Below are 17,362 nucleotides of genomic sequence, written 5' to 3' on the forward strand. Positions count from 1 at the left end.
TGTTTTGGGCGGTTAGCTCAGTTGGTAGAGCATCTCGTTTACACCGAGGGGGTCAAAGGTTCGAGTCCTTTACTGCCCACCAAAACAACTAAAGTGGGGGTGTAGCTCAGTTGGTTAGAGCGATCGCCTGTCACGCGATAGGTCGAGGGTTCGAGTCCCTTCACTCCCGCCACTTTTTCCCTATTAATTAACATTTATATTATTAAAAATGTGACGTAAGTACCCTTCAACAAGAGGTAAAAACTGCTATATAGACTCAAATGCTTTCAGAATTTTTAAAAGATTACTTACCAATTATTATATTTTTGATTATTGCACTTGGTCTGAGTTGTGCTTTTGTTGTTGTAAACTTAATATTATCACCAAAACATCCAGATCCAGAAAAATTATCTGCGTATGAATGTGGTTTTGAACCCTTTGAAGATTCAAGAATGGAATTTGATGTAAGGTTTTATTTAGTGGCAATTCTATTTATAATCTTTGATTTAGAGATAGCTTTCCTTTTTCCTTGGGCAATATCATTGGGTAATATTGGAGGTCTTGGCTTTACTTCAATGATGATATTTTTATTCATTCTTACGGTTGGATTTATTTATGAATGGAAAAAAGGTGCACTAGACTGGGAATAAAATTTTAGATTATGAACTTAGAAAATAAAAATAAAGAAATTCCTGAAGAATTTAAAAAACTTGCTGAAGACTTTAGTAAAAATGGTTTTATCACAACTTCACTTGATAATTTAATAAACTGGTCAAGAGCTGGTTCATTACACTGGATGACTTTTGGTTTAGCTTGCTGTGCTGTTGAGATGATGCAAACAGCAATGCCAAGATATGATTTAGAAAGATTTGGTGCTGCACCAAGAGGGTCACCAAGACAATCTGATGTTATGATTGTAGCTGGAACTTTAACTAATAAAATGGCACCGGCATTAAGAAAAGTTTATGATCAAATGCCTGAACCGAGATATGTTATTTCGATGGGTAGTTGTGCAAATGGTGGTGGTTATTATCACTACTCTTATTCTGTAGTCCGTGGTTGTGATAAGATAGTACCTGTGGATATTTATGTGCCAGGATGTCCTCCATCAGCTGAAGCATTACTTTATGGAATCTTGCAATTACAAAAAAAAATTAGAAACAAAGGATCTTTTGAAAGGTAATTTATATGCAAAATTTAATAGATCTTGAAAAAAAAATTAACTCGGAACTTACAACTAAAATTAAAAAAACTGAGATTAGACATGAACAGTTATATATTAATATTGATAATGAAGATTTGATAGATGTAACGTTATTTATTAAAAGTAACGAGAATACAAAATTTAGACAGTTAATTGATATTACAGTTGTTGATTACCCTGAAAATGCTCAACGTTTTAAAGTTGTGTATTTGTTTTTAAGTCATGAATTTAATCAAAGAATTATATTAAGTTACCTAATAAGTGAAAATGAAGTTATTCCATCACTAACACCCATTTATCCTGCAGCAAATTGGATGGAGAGAGAAGTTTTTGATATGTATGGAGTTAAGTTTAAAGACCATCCAGATATGAGAAGAATACTTACTGATTATGGCTTTGAAGGACACCCCTTAAGAAAAGATTTTCCTTTAACTGGTCATACTGAAGTTAGATATAGCGAAGATCAAAAGAAAGTTATTAGTGAACCAGTTAAGTTAGAGCAAAATTATAGAAATTTTGATTACGAAAGCCCTTGGGAAGGAACAAAATATATTAAAGATCAAACTGACCTTGAAAATGACAAAAAAAATTAAAACATTAAATCTAAATTTTGGACCTCAGCACCCCGCAGCTCATGGTGTGTTAAGATTAATTTTAGAATTAGATGGAGAGGTTGTTGAAAAAGCTGATCCACATATTGGTCTTCTACACCGGGGAACAGAAAAGTTAATAGAAAATAAAACGTATATGCAAGCAGTCCCTTATTTTGACAGACTTGATTATGTTGCTCCAATGAATCAGGAACATGCTTTTGCTTTAGCTATAGAAAAAATTTTAAAGATAAATGTTCCAATTAGAGCCCAATTAATCAGAGTAATGTTTTGTGAAATTGGAAGAATATTAAGTCATATATTAAATGTTACAACTCAAGCTCTTGATGTAGGCGCTTTAACTCCATCACTATGGGGTTTTGAAGAACGTGAAACATTAATGACATTTTATGAAAGAGCATCTGGTTCAAGACTACATGCCAATTACTTCAGGGCCGGTGGTGTTCATCAAGATTTACCGATGGGTCTTGCAGAGGATATAGGTAATTTTTGTGAGTCGTTCCCGAAGATAATAGATGATCTTGAAACATTATTGACTGACAACAGAATATTTAAACAGCGAAATGTTGATATAGGAATTGTAACCAAGGAAGATGCGTTAGATTATTCTTTTAGCGGTGTTATGATTAGAGGCTCTGGTGTTCCTTGGGATCTAAGAAAGTCTCAACCTTATGACTGTTATGAACAACTAGAATTTAAAATTCCAGTAGGAAAAAATGGAGACTGTTTTGATAGATATTTATGTAGAATTGAAGAAATGAGAGAAAGTGTTTCAATAATCAAACAATGTTTAAGTAAAATGGAAAAAGGACCAATTAAATCATTAGATGGAAAAATTAGTCCTCCACCTAAAAAAGATATTAAACAATCAATGGAAGCTTTAATTCATCACTTTAAATTATTCACTGAAGGTTATCGTGTTGACAAAGATGAAATTTATACTGCTGTTGAAGCACCAAAGGGTGAATTTGGTGTTTATTTAATATCTGATGGAACCAGCAAACCTTACAAATGTAAAATTAGAGCTCCTGGCTTTTCTCACCTACAAGCAATGGATTATTTGATTAAAGGACATATGCTTGCTGATGTACCTGCTGTTTTAGGTTCGTTAGATATTGTTTTTGGAGAGGTTGATAGATAATGAGTTTAAGAAAACCTGCAAAAGAACAACCAGAAAAATTTGAATTCACAGCAGATAGTTTAGCTGCAGCAAAAGAAATGATTTCCAAATATCCAGAAGGAAAACAACAAAGCGCTGTAATGGCATTACTATATATCGCTCAAAAACAAAATGATAACTGGATACCACTTGCAGCAATGAAATATATCGGAAAGTTTTTAGATATGCCTTATATAAAAGTTTATGAGGTGGCCACTTTTTATACAATGTATAACCTATCACCAGTTGGAAAACACTTTATTCAAGTTTGCACAACTACACCATGCATGATCAGAGGAGCTTATAAACTTGTTGAAGCATGCAAAGAAAAAATTTCAGAAAATGAAAATGAATTATCCACTGATAAATCATGCTCATGGATGGAAGTTGAATGTTTGGGTGCATGCGTTAATGCCCCAATGATGCAAATTAATGATGACTATTATGAAGACCTAGATAAAGAAAAAACTTTAAAAATTTTAGATGAGATACTTGACGGTAAGACGCCAAAGCCAGGATCTTATAGAGGAAGAGTTAATAATGAACCTGAAAATAACAGAAAAACACTTTTGGATTTAAAAAATGCTTAACGATAAAGATAGAATATTTCAAAACCTATATAATGATAAAGGTTCAGATGTTGAGTCTTCAAAAAATAGAGGTGACTGGGTAGATACTGCTGAAATAATAAAAAAAGGTAGAGAATGGATTATAGAAGAAGTTAAATCATCGGAATTAAGAGGAAGAGGTGGTGCTGGATTTCCTACGGGTCTTAAATGGTCTTTTGCCCCAAAAGAACTTGGTTCTAGACCTCACTATCTAGTTATAAATGGTGATGAATCTGAACCTGGCACATGTAAGGATCGTGATATTTTAAGGTTTGAACCTCACAAATTAATAGAAGGATGTTTGATTGCTTCTTACGCAGTTCAGGCCCATGTTTGCTATATTTATATACGCGGCGAATATTTTATTGATGGACAAAAACTTCAAAAAGCAATCGATGAAGCTTATGAAAAAAAACTTATAGGAAAAAATGCCTCTGGTACTGGCTGGGACTTAGATATTTATATTCATTATGGAGCAGGCGCTTATATATGTGGTGAAGAAACAGCACTTCTAGAAAGCATCGAAGGTAAAAAAGGTCAGCCAAGATTAAAACCTCCTTTTCCAGCTTTAATAGGATTATACGGATGTCCAACAATAATTAATAACGTGGAAACTATAGCTGTTGTTCCGACGATTTTGAGAAAAGGTGGTAAATGGTTTGCGTCATTAGGAAAAGCGAAAAATACAGGAACTAAAATATTTTGTATATCTGGAAATGTTAATAAACCATGTAACGTTGAAGAGGAAATGAGTATATCTCTTAAAGAGTTAATAGAAGTACATGCTGGCGGAGTAATTGGTGGATGGGATAATCTACAAGCAGTAATACCAGGTGGATCTTCTATGCCTATTATACCAAAAAAAACATGTGAAACTTTAACAATGGATTTTGATTCACTTGTTGCTGAGAAAAGTGGTTTAGGAACCGCAGGTATTGTCGTTATAAATAATGATCAGGATATTATTAAATGTATGGCAAGAATTGCTAGATTTTATAAACATGAAAGTTGTGGACAGTGCACACCATGTAGAGAAGGTTCTGGATGGATGTGGAGAATGTTAGAAAGAATGGCTAAGGGAGAAGCGTCAAAAGATGAAGTAGAAATGCTTGGTGATGTTACAAATCAAATTGCTGGTCATACTATTTGTGCTTTTGGTGAAGGATCTTCATGGCCTGTCCAGGGTTTGTTAAGACATTTTAGAAAAGAAATTGAGGAACGAAACAATTTTGAACCAACAATAAAAAAAAATAATGAAGTTCCTTATTTAGTCGATCAACATTTATTGGATAAAAAAAATGCCTAAATTAAAAGTTAACAATATTGAAGTTGAAGTTGAAGATGGCTTAACAGTCTTACAAGCTTGTGAAAAAGCTGGAGTTGAAATTCCAAGATTTTGTTATCACGAAAAACTTTCAATTGCTGGAAATTGTAGAATGTGCCTGGTTGAAATGGAAAAATCTCCAAAACCAGTTGCGTCATGTGCGATGCCTGTTGCTGAAGGTATGAATATTAAAACGAATACTGAATTTGTTGAAAAAGCAAGAAAAGGTGTGATGGAATTTTTACTTGCAAATCACCCATTAGATTGTCCTGTATGTGATCAAGGTGGCGAATGTGATCTTCAAGATCAATCAATGTTTTATGGGGTAGATAAATCTAGATTTAAAGAAAATAAAAGACAAGTTCCCGAAAAAAATATGGGTCCTTTAATTAAAACTCAAATGACTAGGTGTATCCATTGTACTAGATGTGTTAGGTTTGCAACAGAAATTGCTGGTGTACCAGAAATAGGAGCAATAGGACGTGGTGAAGATATGCAAATAACTACTTACCTTGAGCAATCAATGCAATCAGAATTATCTGCTAATGTTGTTGATTTGTGTCCTGTTGGAGCTTTAACATCTAAACCATATGTTTTTGAAGCAAGACCTTGGGAATTAAAAAAGACTGAATCTATTGATGTTATGGATGCTATTGGCTCTAATATAAGAGTTGATACCTATGGCTGGGAAGTTAAGAGAATTTTACCAAGAATAAACGAAGACATTAACGAGGAATGGATTTCTGATAAAACAAGACATGCTTGCGATGGTTTATCAAATCAAAGACTAGATACACCTTATATTAAGTATAATGGAAAATTTGAAAAAGCATCATGGTCTGAAGTTTTTAATATAATCAAATCTAAGTTTAAAAACACTGATAAAGAAAAAATCTGTGGGTTAACTGGTGATTTAGTCAATATGGAATCACTTTATATATTTAAAGAATTTTTTAATAAAACATTAGGCTCTCAAAATATAGAGTCTAGAGATAATTACAGTTATTTAAATCCAGAAAAGCGAGAAAATTATTTATTTAACTCATCAATTAATGGAATTGAAGAAGCTGATTTTATTTTCCTTTTAGGGACAAACCCTAGATTTGAAGCAACAATTTTAAATGCCCGAATTAGAAAATCCTATCTTCAAAACAAAACTAAAATTATTTCGCTAAATGAAGTAGGTGACCTTACATATCCTTACCAGTCTTTAGATGGAAACACTGAAACTGTTAAAAAAATTATCGAATGTAAACATGAGGTATCTGATTTAATTAAACAAGCAAAGAAACCTATGATTATAATGGGTCAATCTGCACTAAAAAGTAAATCATCTAAATATATTTTTGAATCAATCAAGCAATTTTTAGATGAAAATAATAAACTTTCCAATGATTGGAATGCTTTAAATATAATTTCTGAAAATGCATCCACGGTAGGTGCGTTTGATCTTGGTGTATATAAAACAACTGATGGTGACAATGAAGTTTTGAAAGACTTGGAAGATCACAAGTTTGAAATTGTTTATCTTCTAGGTCTAGACACTATTAATTTTGAAAAAAAAAATGAGTTTATTATTTATCAAGGCTCTCATGGAGATAAAGGAGCGGAAATAGCAGACATTATTTTGCCAGGGGCTGCTTATACAGAACAAAATGGTTATTTTACAAATTTAGAAGGTAAATTACAAAAAGCCTACAAAGCATCTTATCCACCAGAACTTGCAAAAGAGGATTGGGTAATAATAAATGAACTTGCAGAGTCCATGAATCATAGAAAATTATTTAATGATAAAGATGAGCTGGATAGCAGTTTAATTAATCAAATAAATCTACATATTGAAAAAAATAACTCTTTAACTTCATCAAAAGTTAAGGAATTAATTTTTGAAAATGAATTGATTAAAATAGATAATGATTATTATTATTCAAATGTAATTGCTAGAGCTTCAAAAACTATGTCTGAGTGTAGACATTTAAAAGCAGATTTAAAGTCTACAGGAACAGAAGGTTAATTTATGGAATATCTTAATATTATTTTTTTACAAACTTACAAAATATTATTTTTATTAGTTCCTGTTTTAGTTTCTGTGGCTATGATTGTGTGGCTTGACCGACGTATTTGGGCCTTTGTACAAAAAAGGCAAGGACCTAATGTTGTTGGACCTTTTGGTTTGCTTCAATCATTAGCTGATGCATTAAAATATATTTTTAAAGAAGTTATAATTCCTTCAAGTTCAAATAAAGTAATCTTTATACTAGCACCAATTGTAACTATGACTTTGGCCTTAGTTTCGTGGGCTGTTATTCCATTCAGCACAACTCAAGTATTGGCAGATATTAATGTAGGTGTCCTTTATTTATTTGCTGTTTCTTCTTTAGGTGTTTATGGAATTATTATGGGTGGTTGGGCTTCAAATTCAAAATATCCTTTTTTAGGCGCTATTAGATCTGCCGCACAAATGGTTTCTTACGAAGTATCAATTGGAGTCATTATTATTAACGTTTTGCTTTGTGTTGGTTCTTTAAATTTGAACGATATAATTATGGCTCAAGAAAATTTATGGTTTATAATTCCATTATTTCCAATGTTTGTGATTTTCTTTATTTCTGCATTAGCGGAGACAAACAGACCGCCATTTGATTTGCCTGAAGCAGAAGCAGAACTTGTTGCGGGTTATCAAACTGAATATTCAGGCATGATGTATGCAATGTTTTGGCTTGGAGAATATGCAAATATTCTTTTGATGTGTGCTATGGGGTCAATACTTTTTTTAGGTGGGTGGCTATCGCCCATTGATCTTTATCCATTTAACTTAATTCCAGGCGCAATTTGGATGATTTTTAAAATATTATTCTTATTTGTTTTGTTTGCCTTGGTTAAAGCTGTTGTTCCAAGATATAGATACGATCAATTAATGAGACTAGGATGGAAGATATTTTTACCATTATCATTAACATGGGTAGTTCTAACAGCTAGCTATTTGTTTTACTTCAACTTATTACCGGTTAATTAATTATGAAAATTTCAAGAATATTTAAAACAATTTTTTTATTAGATTTTTTAGGCGGCTTAAATATTGCTATCAAAGAAATATTTAAATCTAAAAAAACAATAAATTACCCTTTTGAAAAAGGAAAAATAAGCCCAAGATTTAGAGGTGAACATGCTTTAAGAAGATATCCTAACGGTGAAGAAAGATGTATCGCATGTAAGTTATGTGAAGCTGTGTGTCCAGCTCAAGCAATCACAATCGAGTCCTCTGAAAGAGCTGATGGTAGTAGAAAAACTACTAGATATGATATTGACATGATGAAATGTATTTATTGTGGTCTTTGTGAAGAGTCTTGTCCAGTTGATGCGATTGTACAGGGGCCTAATTTTGAATTTTCAACTGAAACAAGAGAAGAGCTTTATTATAATAAAGAAAAATTACTCGATAATGGAGATAGATGGGAAAATGTTTTAGCAGCCAATATTAAAGCTGATAATTCTCACAGATAATTATGTTAGCACACGCAATATTTTTTTATACGTTTTCTTTTATAGCAATTGTTTCTGCTATAATGGTAACAGTATCTAAAAACACCGTTCATTCTGTTTTCTTTTTAATTTTAGATTTCATAAGCATTTCATGCCTATTTATAATGATCGGCGCTGAATTTTTGGGAATGATCATGTTGATTGTTTATGTAGGCGCGGTTGCTGTTTTATTTTTATTTGTAGTTATGATGTTAAATGTAGCTCAACAAAAAAATCAGTGGTTTAGTGCACAGGAAAGTTCAAAACATATACCTATTGGACTAATAGTAAGTGTTATAATATTTTTCGAATTAATAATTGTAATTGGTGGATGGAAATATAAACCTGATCTTGTCTCGGCAATGTCTTTAACAATAGATAAAAATATAACCAATACTCATTCAATTGGTTACGTTCTATATACAGATTACATTCATGTTTTTCAGTTAAGTGGAATGATTTTATTAGTTGCAATGATAGGTGCTATTGTTCTTACATTTAGACAAAGATCTGGAGTTAAAAGACAAAGTTATTTTAGTCAAATATCTCGTGAAAGATCAGATGGTGTTGAATTAATTGATGTTGAGAACAATAAAGGAGTTAAATCTGATGATTAGTATAGGTTTAGGTCACTATCTTACATTGGCTGCAATAATTTTTACTATCGGCATAGTCGGATTATTTTTAAATAGAAAAAATATTATAGTAATTTTAATGAGTATTGAGCTTATTTTATTAGCTGTAAATATTAATTTAGTTTCATTTTCAATATTTTTAAACGATATTTCTGGTCAAATATTCACTCTTTTTATATTAACTGTTGCAGCGGCAGAGGCGGCAATAGGTTTAGCAATTATTGTTGTCTATTATAGAAACTCATCAACAATTGATGTTGAGAAAATTGACAGTTTAAAAGGATAATATGGAATTAGCTTTAATATTTCTTCCATTATTAGCCTCAATAACTTCAGGTTTTTTTGGTAAATATTTAGGTGATAGGAATTCAGAAATTGTAACTAGTCTTTTTGTGTCAATTTCAGCGCTACTTTCAATTATATTATTCTATCAAGTAATTGTTAACGGATATGAAAGTAATGTAGTTGTAGCAACTTGGATTAACTCTGGAACTTTAGATGTTAATTGGTCTATTAAAGTTGATGCTTTATCATCTGTAATGCTTGTTGTTGTAACTTTAGTTTCAGCTTTAGTGCATATTTACTCAATTGGTTATATGTCTCATGATCCACATAAGCCAAGATTCATGGCTTATTTGTCACTTTTCACTTTTTCAATGCTAACATTGGTTACCTCTGATAATTTTCTTCAGCTATTTTTTGGATGGGAGGGTGTAGGGCTTTGTTCATATTTCTTGATTGGTTTTTGGTTTAAAAAAGAAACAGCAAATGCAGCTGCAATAAAAGCCTTTGTAGTAAATAGAGTAGGTGATTTTGGCTTTGCTTTAGGAATTTTTTTAATCTTTTATTTATTTGGTACTGTAAACTATGTAGAAGTTTTTAATCAAATTCCACAAATTGTTGAAAAAAAACTTTTATTTTTAGGAATGAATGTTGGAGCAATTGATTTAATTTGTATTCTTTTATTCATAGGTGCAATGGGTAAATCAGCACAAATTTTCTTACACACTTGGTTGCCAGATGCCATGGAAGGCCCCACACCAGTTTCAGCTTTAATTCATGCGGCTACCATGGTTACAGCTGGTGTTTTTTTAGTTGTAAGATGTTCTCCAATTTTTGAATACTCACCTCTTACACTAAATATAATTACTGTTGTTGGAATGACTACAGCTTTTTTTGCTGCAACTGTAGCTTTAGTGCAAACTGATATAAAAAAAATAATTGCATACTCAACTTGTAGTCAGCTTGGTTATATGTTTTTTGCGGCAGGAGTAGGTGCTTATAATGTTGCTATGTTTCACTTATTTACTCATGCCTTTTTCAAAGCTTTACTTTTTTTAGGTTCTGGATCTGTAATTCACTCATTTAAAGATGAGCAAGATATTAATCAGATGGGAGGTGTTTATAAAAAACTTCCATATACCTATATATTTATGATTATTGGAACATTAGCTCTTACTGGTTTTCCATTCTTATCTGGTTTTTATTCAAAAGATGCAATTATAGAATTTGCGTATCTTAAAGGAAATACAACAGGATATTATGCGGCAGGTGTAGGAATTTTGACTGCTGTTTTAACATCAATTTATTCTTGGAGATTAATTTTTAAAACGTTTCATGGAGATTATAATAATAAAAAAATTAATATTAACGAAATGCACGAATCCCCATTAGTAATGCTTTTACCTTTATTTATACTTGCTATTGGAGCTATTTTTGCTGGTTTTTTATTTAAGGATTTGTTCATTGGTAATAGTAGTGGAAATAGTTTTTGGGGAGATTCAATTAAATTTTTAAATCCATTAAGTACAGAACATCCTCCTTTATGGTTTCTTTTAACTACACCAGCACTTGTATTAACCTCCATTCCAATTGCTTATTATTTATTTGTTAAAGATAAAGATATTCCAAATCGAATTGCTCAATCCAATAAACCATTACATAATTTTTTAATAAACAAATGGTATTTCGATGAACTTTATGATGTTTTGTTCATTAAATTTTCAAAAAAATTAGGAATATTTTTTTGGAAGGTGGTTGATGTTAAAATTATTGATAAATTTGGACCAGATGGAGTTTCTTCATTGATTAATAGGCTATCTTTAAAAGCAAGTAAATTTCAAAGTGGATTTATCTATCAATATGCATTTATGATATTATTAGGATTTTCTGCGTTATTAACATTTTTAATTTTGAATTAATGAATTTTCCAATTTTATCATCTTTAATTTTACTACCTGTAGTGGGCTCTTTGTTTCTATTATTTTCCAAAGATAAGAATTCTAATACAGGTAAATATGTTGCTTTATTTACATCGTTTGTTAACTTTTTGATTTCTTTATACCTCTGGTATCAGTTTGACCCAACCACTTCTGATTTTCAGTTTGTTGAAGATAGAGAATGGTTAAAGGGAATTATTAATTATAAGATAGGTATTGATGGAATATCAATCTTATTTATAGTTTTAACTGCGCTAATAACTCCACTTTGTATAATCTCAGTTAACAATACTGTTAAAGACAGACTTAGAGATTTCCTGATTGCTATCTTAGTAATGGAAAGTTTAATGATTGGTGTTTTTTGCTCTCTTGATCTTGTTATATTTTATTTATTTTTTGAAGCTGGATTAATACCTATGTTTTTAATAATTGGAATATGGGGTGGAGCAAGAAGAGTATATTCAGCATTTAAATTTTTCTTATACACATTACTTGGTTCTGTTTTAATGCTAATTGCTATAATTTCGATCTACTGGATATCAGGAACCACAGATATAACTCAGCTTTATGAACTTGGTATAGACACCAAATATCAAAATTTATTATGGTTAGCTTTCTTTAGTTCTTTTGCTGTCAAAACTCCAATGTGGCCTGTACACACTTGGTTGCCAGATGCACACGTTGAAGCGCCTACTGCTGGCTCTGTTTTGCTTGCAGCTATATTACTTAAAATGGCTGGTTATGGGTTTATTAGGTTTTCTTTAGGACTTTTCCCAGTAGCTTCTGATTTATTTACGCCTCTTGTTTATGCCTTGAGTTTGATTGCTATTGTATACACATCTCTTGTTGCGCTGATGCAAGAAGACATGAAAAAGTTAATAGCGTATTCTTCAGTTGCACACATGGGATTTGTTACATTAGGTATTTTTACAATTACCCAACAAGGTATTGAAGGAAGTATAGTTCAAATGATAAGTCATGGTTTGGTTTCAGCAGCATTGTTTTTATGTGTTGGAGTTGTTTATGATCGTATGCATTCCAGGTTAATAGCAACTTACGGTGGCTTAGTTTCGGTTATGCCTAAATATTCTATATTATTTATGCTTTTCACTTTAGCTGCATTAGGCTTACCAGGTACTAGTGGTTTTATAGGTGAATTTTTAATACTGATGGGGGCATTTAAAGATAATTTCTTAGTAGCAGTTATAGCTAGTTTAGGTGTTATTTTTGGCGCCGCATATATGTTGTGGCTATATAGAAGAGTTGTATTTGGAGAAATTAAAAATAAAGAACTTTTAAAAATGCCTGACCTTAATAATTCAGAAAAATTTATTTTGTGGTGTTTAGCAATACCAGTTTTATTTTTTGGATTTTATCCAGAACCTCTTATTAACACGATTGAAATTTCTGTAAAAGATTTAATAGAGATGTACAATTTTAACTTAAATATGAATATAACAGAGATACAAAATTAATGGATAATTTAAATTTTATACTACCTGAAATATTTATCTCTTTGTCTATAATGTTTTTATTGCTTCTTGGAGTTTATAAAAAGAATAGCTCAAATATTGTTCATAATCTTGCAGTAGGATCTTTACTTATTACGGGTATTTTAATTTTTAATAATCCGTTAGATCAAAATATTTCACTATTTAATGATGGTTACGTTGTGGATAATCTTTCATCATTTATGAAAATACTCACTATTTTAGGAGGTGCATTTGTTTTATCAATTTCAACAAGATATCTCAAAATATTTAAGATTTTTTTAATAGAATATCCAGTTTTAATTCTTTCTTCAATTTTAGGCATGATGGTAATGATCAGTTCAAATGATCTTATGGTTTTTTATATAGGTCTTGAGTTGCAATCTTTAGCTTTATATGTGTTAGCATCATTTAATCGAGATCAATTAAAGTCTTCAGAGTCTGGACTAAAATATTTTGTTTTGAGTGCTTTATCATCAGGATTATTGTTGTATGGATGTTCTTTGGTTTATGGGTTTTCTGGATCAACTAATTTTAATGTTATTGGTGATTTAATGAATTCATCTCATTATGGTTTAACATTTGGAATTGTTTTTATACTTGTTGGTTTGGCATTTAAGATATCAGCTGTACCATTCCATATGTGGGCACCAGATGTGTATGAAGGCTCTCCAACTGCTGTCACATTATTCTTTGCAATTGTACCAAAAGTTGCAGCTCTTACGGTTTTCATAAGATTTTTATATATACCTTTTGTTAATATGATCGATCAATGGCAACCTATATTAATATTTTTATCAATCGCCTCTATGATCTTTGGTGCTATTGCTGCAATTGGTCAAAATAATCTTAAAAGGTTGATTGCATATAGTTCAATAGGTCATATGGGTTATGCTCTAGCTGGTTTGTCTACAGGTTCAAACGAAGGCATTCAAAGCTCCATTGTATATATGTCGATATACTTGGTTATGAATCTTGCCTTTTTTAGTTGCCTATTGATGTTAAAGAGAAATGATGCTTACTATGAAACCATTGATGATTTATCAGGGCTATCAAAAAATCATCCAATTTTATCATTATCATTACTAGCTATTCTTTTTTCATTAGCAGGGATTCCTCCACTAGCTGGTTTTTTTGCAAAATTTTATATTTTTAAAGCTGTCATAGAGCAGTCAATGTACTTCTTGGCTATTGTGGGTCTTTTATCAACAGTAATAGCTGCATTTTATTATCTCAAAATAATTAAGGTTATTTACTTTGATAAAGAAAAAGAAAGTTATGACACAGATCATAATATTTGGCTAAAAGGATCCCTGACTTTTTCAACATTATTAATTCTCTTATATTTTATTTTTCCAAGCAAATTATTGGAAATTGTATCTAGAATTAATATTATTTAATGAAATTAAAAAAGTTTAATTTTAAAACTGTAAATAGTACTAACGATCTAGCCATACAAATAATTAAAAAAACCAATAATAAATCTGGAATTATAATTGCTGAAAAACAAAAAAAGGGAAGGGGTCAATATGGAAAAAAATGGACTTCTTTTAAAGGAAATTTATTTGTTAGTATTTTTTTTAAAATTAACAAAGTCCAATTATCATTGAAAGATTTAACAAAAGTTAACTGTCTTTTAGTTAAAAAATTATTATCAAAATTTTATAATGGTAAAATTACAATTAAAAAACCAAATGATTTATTAATTAATAGAATGAAAATTTCAGGTATTTTACAAGAAATATTAACCAAATCTGGTGAAAAATTTATTGTTGTTGGAGTGGGTGTAAATTTGACTAAGAGTCCAATTATAAAAAACTATTTAACTACAAATTTGTTTGACTTAACTGGTACCAAAATTACCCCTAATTATGCTGCTTTAAGGTTAAAAAAAATTTATGAAACTTTTATTCCAATGTTTCCTAAATTTAATATAAAAAACTTAGATAGAAATTTAAAATGATTATTGTTGGCGATATAGGAAATACTGAAACTAAAATTTGTTTAGTAAACTCTAAAAATATTATCATTAAACGTGTTATTTTGTTAACAAAAAAAATAAATCACTCCTCACTTAATAAATCTTTACTTGGCCTAAATTTAAAAAATAAATCAATTAATAAATGTTTATTTTGCAGCGTCGTACCAAAAAAATTTAATGCAGTTAAAATCTTTTTTAAAAAAGTTTATAAAATTAAGTGTCACGAACTAAAAAAACTTAATTTAAATAAATTGATTAAGATTAAAGTTAATTATAAACAAATTGGTTCAGATAGATTAGCAAATGCAATTAGCATCATTAATAATAAGGATAATTTTATAATTTTAGACTTTGGAACTGCAACCACATTTGATGTTTTGATTAAAAATACTTATCATGGTGGCGTTATAGCACCTGGTGTTAAACTCTCATTGGATACATTAACCGATAAAGCATCACAAATTCCAAAGATCAATTTAAAAAAAACAAATAGAGTAATTGGTTTAAACACTATTAGTGCTGTTAGAGCAGGTTTTTTTTGGGGATATGAGGGTTTAATTGACAATATTGTTAATTTAATTAAGAAAGAGACTAAGATGTCCTTTAAAATTATTATTACTGGAGGATTTTCTGGTTTATTCAAAAATTCAATAAAAACGAAAGTTACATTAAATAAAGACATAACAATTAAAGGCCTAATCAGAGCCACTACTTTAATTAAATAAATATGAAAGATGAATTATTATTTTGCCCTCTAGGAGGGTCCGGAGAAATTGGTATGAATATGAACCTATTTGCCTACGGTAAACCTGGTGAGCATAAATGGATCATGGTTGATATTGGGGTTACATTTGCTGATGATACTTTACCAGGTATTGATCTTATTTACCCAGATCCTGGATTTATTGTTGATAAAAAAGATGACCTTTTAGGAATTATTTTAACTCATGCACATGAAGATCATATTGGTGCGATCGCACATCTTTGGCCTCAACTTAAATGTAAAATCTTTGCAACTCCATTTACAGCGGTTTTAATAAAAGAAAAATTTAAAGAAAAAAATATAGATGTAACCAAGTTTCTCAAAATAGTTCAATTAAATGGAACAGTAAATTTAGATCCATTTAAAATAGAATATATAACTCTAACTCACTCAATCCTTGAGCCCAATGGTCTTAGAATTGAAACTCCAGCAGGTGTAATATTGCATACTGGTGATTGGAAGATTGATCCTGAGCCACTTATTGGTGAAAAGATTAATTCAGATAGACTTAAAGAAATTGGTAATGAGGGCGTGCTTGCTATGATTTGTGATTCAACAAATGTATTTAGCATGGGTAAAGCTGGTTCAGAGTTAGATGTTAGAAAAAGTTTATTAAATATCATGGGTAGCCTTAAAAAGAGAATTGTTATGGCTTCTTTTGCTTCAAATGTTGCACGTATGGAAACAGCTTTTTATTGTGCAGAAAAAACTGGTAGACAAATATCTTTAGTAGGAAGGTCCATGCATAGAATATTTAAAGCAGCAAGACAATGTGGTTATTTAAAAAATGTTATAGAACCTATCGATGCGCGTGATGCCAAAAAAATTGCTAGAGAAAAAATAGTTTATCTTTGTACAGGTAGCCAAGGGGAACCTATGGCAGCACTAATGAGAATTTCTAGTAATACTCACCCGGATGTATTCATTGAAAAAGATGATGCTGTTATTTTTTCTTCAAAAATTATTCCAGGTAATGAGAAAAAATTGTATAAATTACAAAATCAACTAGTTAAAGATGGTGTTGAAGTTATTTCAGAAGAAAGCGAATTTGTTCATGTTTCTGGACATCCCAATAGAGATGATCTTAGAGAGATGTACGATTGGGTAAAACCTCAATGTGCAGTTCCTGTTCATGGTGAACACAGACATATGATTGAACATATGAAGTTTGCTAAAGAAATGAAAGTTCCACATCCTGTTCAAGTTGAAAATGGAGATATTGTAAAATTAGCACCTGGTAAACCACATGTTTTTGATAAAGCACCAAGTGGTAGACTTTATTTGGATGGTAATATGAGTGTAGAAGAAGATGCTCAATCAATTAAAGATAGAAAAAACATTAGTGCAAATGGATATATGGAGGTTACTATTTTAATTACTGCAAAAGGTAATATCCACAAAAGACCCGTGTTAACTTTTAGAGGACTGCCTGTTTATGATGTTGATGAGTTTATATACGAATTAGAAGAAGCAATCGAAAAAACAACTAGAACTTTTTCTATAAAAAGTAAAAAGCAAGAATTTAATTTAATTGATGCTTTAAAAATAACATGTAGAAAATGTGCTAAAGATTTCACTGGTAAAAGACCATTTATCAATATCAACCTAGTAAGAATTTAAATGAGTGCAACAGGTCTTGCTATAATTTATATAATAATTTGGTGGATAGTTTTTTTTACAATCCTTCCAATTGATGTAAATAGACAAAAATCTATCAAAATTGATGGTGAAGACGCAGGTTCTCCTGAAAATCCTAAGATGCTAAAAAAATTCATTTATTGTACTGGTATAACAACAGTTATTTTCGTGATAATTTATTTATTGATAAAATATGAATATTTAAATTTAAGATATATAATTAATTAAA

The 17,362-nt window shown here is 30.6% G+C and carries 18 protein-coding genes and 2 tRNA genes; all 20 read left to right on the top strand.

Annotation, left to right across the window (positions count from 1 at the left end):
- Positions 1-6 precede the first annotated feature (6 nt).
- The 20 genes from SAR11_RS04425 to SAR11_RS04520 all read left to right on the top strand — a co-directional run bounded on the left by SAR11_RS04425 (position 7) and on the right by SAR11_RS04520 (position 17,361).
- Positions 7-82 (top strand) — tRNA-Val (locus tag SAR11_RS04425).
- A gap of 13 nt (positions 83-95) precedes the next feature.
- Positions 96-172, top strand: a tRNA-Asp gene (locus SAR11_RS04430).
- 88 nt (positions 173-260) lie between these two features.
- Positions 261-629: an NADH-quinone oxidoreductase subunit A gene (locus SAR11_RS04435; RefSeq protein WP_006997036.1), complete on the top strand. Its 369-nt coding sequence runs from the start codon at positions 261-263 to the stop codon at positions 627-629.
- Between the two features lie 11 nt (positions 630-640).
- Positions 641-1,162: a NuoB/complex I 20 kDa subunit family protein gene (locus SAR11_RS04440; RefSeq protein ID WP_006997035.1), complete on the top strand. Its 522-nt coding sequence runs from the start codon at positions 641-643 to the stop codon at positions 1,160-1,162.
- A 5-nt stretch (positions 1,163-1,167) separates the two neighbouring features.
- Complete coding sequence (locus SAR11_RS04445; protein WP_006997034.1) at positions 1,168-1,776, top strand: NADH-quinone oxidoreductase subunit C; 609 nt, start codon at positions 1,168-1,170, stop codon at positions 1,774-1,776.
- A complete protein-coding gene (locus SAR11_RS04450; protein ID WP_011282013.1) occupies positions 1,760-2,935 on the top strand; it encodes an NADH-quinone oxidoreductase subunit D in 1,176 nt (391 codons plus the stop codon). The genes SAR11_RS04445 and SAR11_RS04450 overlap by 17 nt, the downstream gene beginning before the upstream one ends.
- Entirely contained in the window at positions 2,935-3,543 is a 609-nt protein-coding gene (gene nuoE / locus SAR11_RS04455) for an NADH-quinone oxidoreductase subunit NuoE (RefSeq protein ID WP_011282014.1), read from the top strand. Before SAR11_RS04450 ends, nuoE begins: the two co-directional genes overlap by 1 nt.
- The gene (gene nuoF, locus SAR11_RS04460; RefSeq protein WP_011282015.1) at positions 3,536-4,867 is read left to right on the top strand and encodes an NADH-quinone oxidoreductase subunit NuoF; all 1,332 of its coding nucleotides are present in this window, start codon (positions 3,536-3,538) and stop codon (positions 4,865-4,867) included. Before nuoE ends, nuoF begins: the two co-directional genes overlap by 8 nt.
- Positions 4,860-6,899, top strand: a complete 2,040-nt coding sequence (gene nuoG / locus SAR11_RS04465; RefSeq protein ID WP_011282016.1) for an NADH-quinone oxidoreductase subunit NuoG — start codon at positions 4,860-4,862, stop codon at positions 6,897-6,899. The genes nuoF and nuoG overlap by 8 nt, the downstream gene beginning before the upstream one ends.
- 3 nt (positions 6,900-6,902) lie before the next feature.
- On the top strand, positions 6,903-7,901 hold the full coding sequence (gene nuoH, locus SAR11_RS04470; protein WP_011282017.1) for an NADH-quinone oxidoreductase subunit NuoH: 999 nt from the start codon (positions 6,903-6,905) through the stop codon (positions 7,899-7,901).
- Between the two features lie 2 nt (positions 7,902-7,903).
- Positions 7,904-8,389, top strand: a complete 486-nt coding sequence (nuoI, locus tag SAR11_RS04475) for an NADH-quinone oxidoreductase subunit NuoI (RefSeq protein WP_006997028.1) — start codon at positions 7,904-7,906, stop codon at positions 8,387-8,389.
- 2 nt (positions 8,390-8,391) lie between these two features.
- On the top strand, positions 8,392-9,024 hold the full coding sequence (locus tag SAR11_RS04480; protein ID WP_006997027.1) for an NADH-quinone oxidoreductase subunit J: 633 nt from the start codon (positions 8,392-8,394) through the stop codon (positions 9,022-9,024).
- A complete protein-coding gene (gene nuoK / locus SAR11_RS04485) occupies positions 9,020-9,328 on the top strand; it encodes an NADH-quinone oxidoreductase subunit NuoK (protein ID WP_026225064.1) in 309 nt (102 codons plus the stop codon). Before SAR11_RS04480 ends, nuoK begins: the two co-directional genes overlap by 5 nt.
- Position 9,329: 1 nt before the next feature.
- The gene (nuoL, locus tag SAR11_RS04490) at positions 9,330-11,243 is read left to right on the top strand and encodes an NADH-quinone oxidoreductase subunit L (RefSeq protein ID WP_011282018.1); all 1,914 of its coding nucleotides are present in this window, start codon (positions 9,330-9,332) and stop codon (positions 11,241-11,243) included.
- Positions 11,243-12,736, top strand: a complete 1,494-nt coding sequence (locus SAR11_RS04495) for an NADH-quinone oxidoreductase subunit M (protein ID WP_011282019.1) — start codon at positions 11,243-11,245, stop codon at positions 12,734-12,736. The genes nuoL and SAR11_RS04495 overlap by 1 nt, the downstream gene beginning before the upstream one ends.
- On the top strand, positions 12,736-14,151 hold the full coding sequence (nuoN, locus tag SAR11_RS04500; RefSeq protein ID WP_011282020.1) for an NADH-quinone oxidoreductase subunit NuoN: 1,416 nt from the start codon (positions 12,736-12,738) through the stop codon (positions 14,149-14,151). Before SAR11_RS04495 ends, nuoN begins: the two co-directional genes overlap by 1 nt.
- A complete protein-coding gene (locus SAR11_RS04505) occupies positions 14,151-14,714 on the top strand; it encodes a biotin--[acetyl-CoA-carboxylase] ligase (RefSeq protein ID WP_011282021.1) in 564 nt (187 codons plus the stop codon). Before nuoN ends, SAR11_RS04505 begins: the two co-directional genes overlap by 1 nt.
- Complete coding sequence (locus SAR11_RS04510; RefSeq protein WP_006997021.1) at positions 14,711-15,457, top strand: type III pantothenate kinase; 747 nt, start codon at positions 14,711-14,713, stop codon at positions 15,455-15,457. The genes SAR11_RS04505 and SAR11_RS04510 overlap by 4 nt, the downstream gene beginning before the upstream one ends.
- A gap of 2 nt (positions 15,458-15,459) precedes the next feature.
- A complete protein-coding gene (locus tag SAR11_RS04515; RefSeq protein ID WP_011282022.1) occupies positions 15,460-17,115 on the top strand; it encodes a ribonuclease J in 1,656 nt (551 codons plus the stop codon).
- Positions 17,116-17,361: a DUF1467 family protein gene (locus SAR11_RS04520; RefSeq protein ID WP_011282023.1), complete on the top strand. Its 246-nt coding sequence runs from the start codon at positions 17,116-17,118 to the stop codon at positions 17,359-17,361. It begins immediately after the preceding gene.
- Position 17,362: the final 1 nt, after the last annotated feature.

Origin of the sequence: Candidatus Pelagibacter ubique HTCC1062, assembly GCF_000012345.1 — a bacterium.
GTDB lineage: Bacteria > Pseudomonadota > Alphaproteobacteria > Pelagibacterales > Pelagibacteraceae > Pelagibacter > Pelagibacter ubiqueversans.

Excerpts from the sequence above, each read along its gene's own strand:
- nuoN (WP_011282020.1), top strand. The coding sequence starts at position 12,736 with ATGGATAATTTAAATTTTATACTACCTGAAATATTTATCTCTTTGTCT.
- nuoH (WP_011282017.1), top strand. The coding sequence starts at position 6,903 with ATGGAATATCTTAATATTATTTTTTTACAAACTTACAAAATATTATTT.
- nuoI (WP_006997028.1), top strand. The coding sequence starts at position 7,904 with ATGAAAATTTCAAGAATATTTAAAACAATTTTTTTATTAGATTTTTTA.
- SAR11_RS04515 (WP_011282022.1), top strand. The coding sequence starts at position 15,460 with ATGAAAGATGAATTATTATTTTGCCCTCTAGGAGGGTCCGGAGAAATT.
- SAR11_RS04445 (WP_006997034.1), top strand. The coding sequence starts at position 1,168 with ATGCAAAATTTAATAGATCTTGAAAAAAAAATTAACTCGGAACTTACA.
- SAR11_RS04435 (WP_006997036.1), top strand. The coding sequence starts at position 261 with ATGCTTTCAGAATTTTTAAAAGATTACTTACCAATTATTATATTTTTG.
- SAR11_RS04505 (WP_011282021.1), top strand. The coding sequence starts at position 14,151 with ATGAAATTAAAAAAGTTTAATTTTAAAACTGTAAATAGTACTAACGAT.
- SAR11_RS04495 (WP_011282019.1), top strand. The coding sequence starts at position 11,243 with ATGAATTTTCCAATTTTATCATCTTTAATTTTACTACCTGTAGTGGGC.
- SAR11_RS04440 (WP_006997035.1), top strand. The coding sequence starts at position 641 with ATGAACTTAGAAAATAAAAATAAAGAAATTCCTGAAGAATTTAAAAAA.
- SAR11_RS04510 (WP_006997021.1), top strand. The coding sequence starts at position 14,711 with ATGATTATTGTTGGCGATATAGGAAATACTGAAACTAAAATTTGTTTA.
- SAR11_RS04480 (WP_006997027.1), top strand. The coding sequence starts at position 8,392 with ATGTTAGCACACGCAATATTTTTTTATACGTTTTCTTTTATAGCAATT.
- nuoF (WP_011282015.1), top strand. The coding sequence starts at position 3,536 with ATGCTTAACGATAAAGATAGAATATTTCAAAACCTATATAATGATAAA.
- SAR11_RS04450 (WP_011282013.1), top strand. The coding sequence starts at position 1,760 with ATGACAAAAAAAATTAAAACATTAAATCTAAATTTTGGACCTCAGCAC.
- nuoG (WP_011282016.1), top strand. The coding sequence starts at position 4,860 with ATGCCTAAATTAAAAGTTAACAATATTGAAGTTGAAGTTGAAGATGGC.
- SAR11_RS04520 (WP_011282023.1), top strand. The coding sequence starts at position 17,116 with ATGAGTGCAACAGGTCTTGCTATAATTTATATAATAATTTGGTGGATA.
- nuoE (WP_011282014.1), top strand. The coding sequence starts at position 2,935 with ATGAGTTTAAGAAAACCTGCAAAAGAACAACCAGAAAAATTTGAATTC.
- nuoL (WP_011282018.1), top strand. The coding sequence starts at position 9,330 with ATGGAATTAGCTTTAATATTTCTTCCATTATTAGCCTCAATAACTTCA.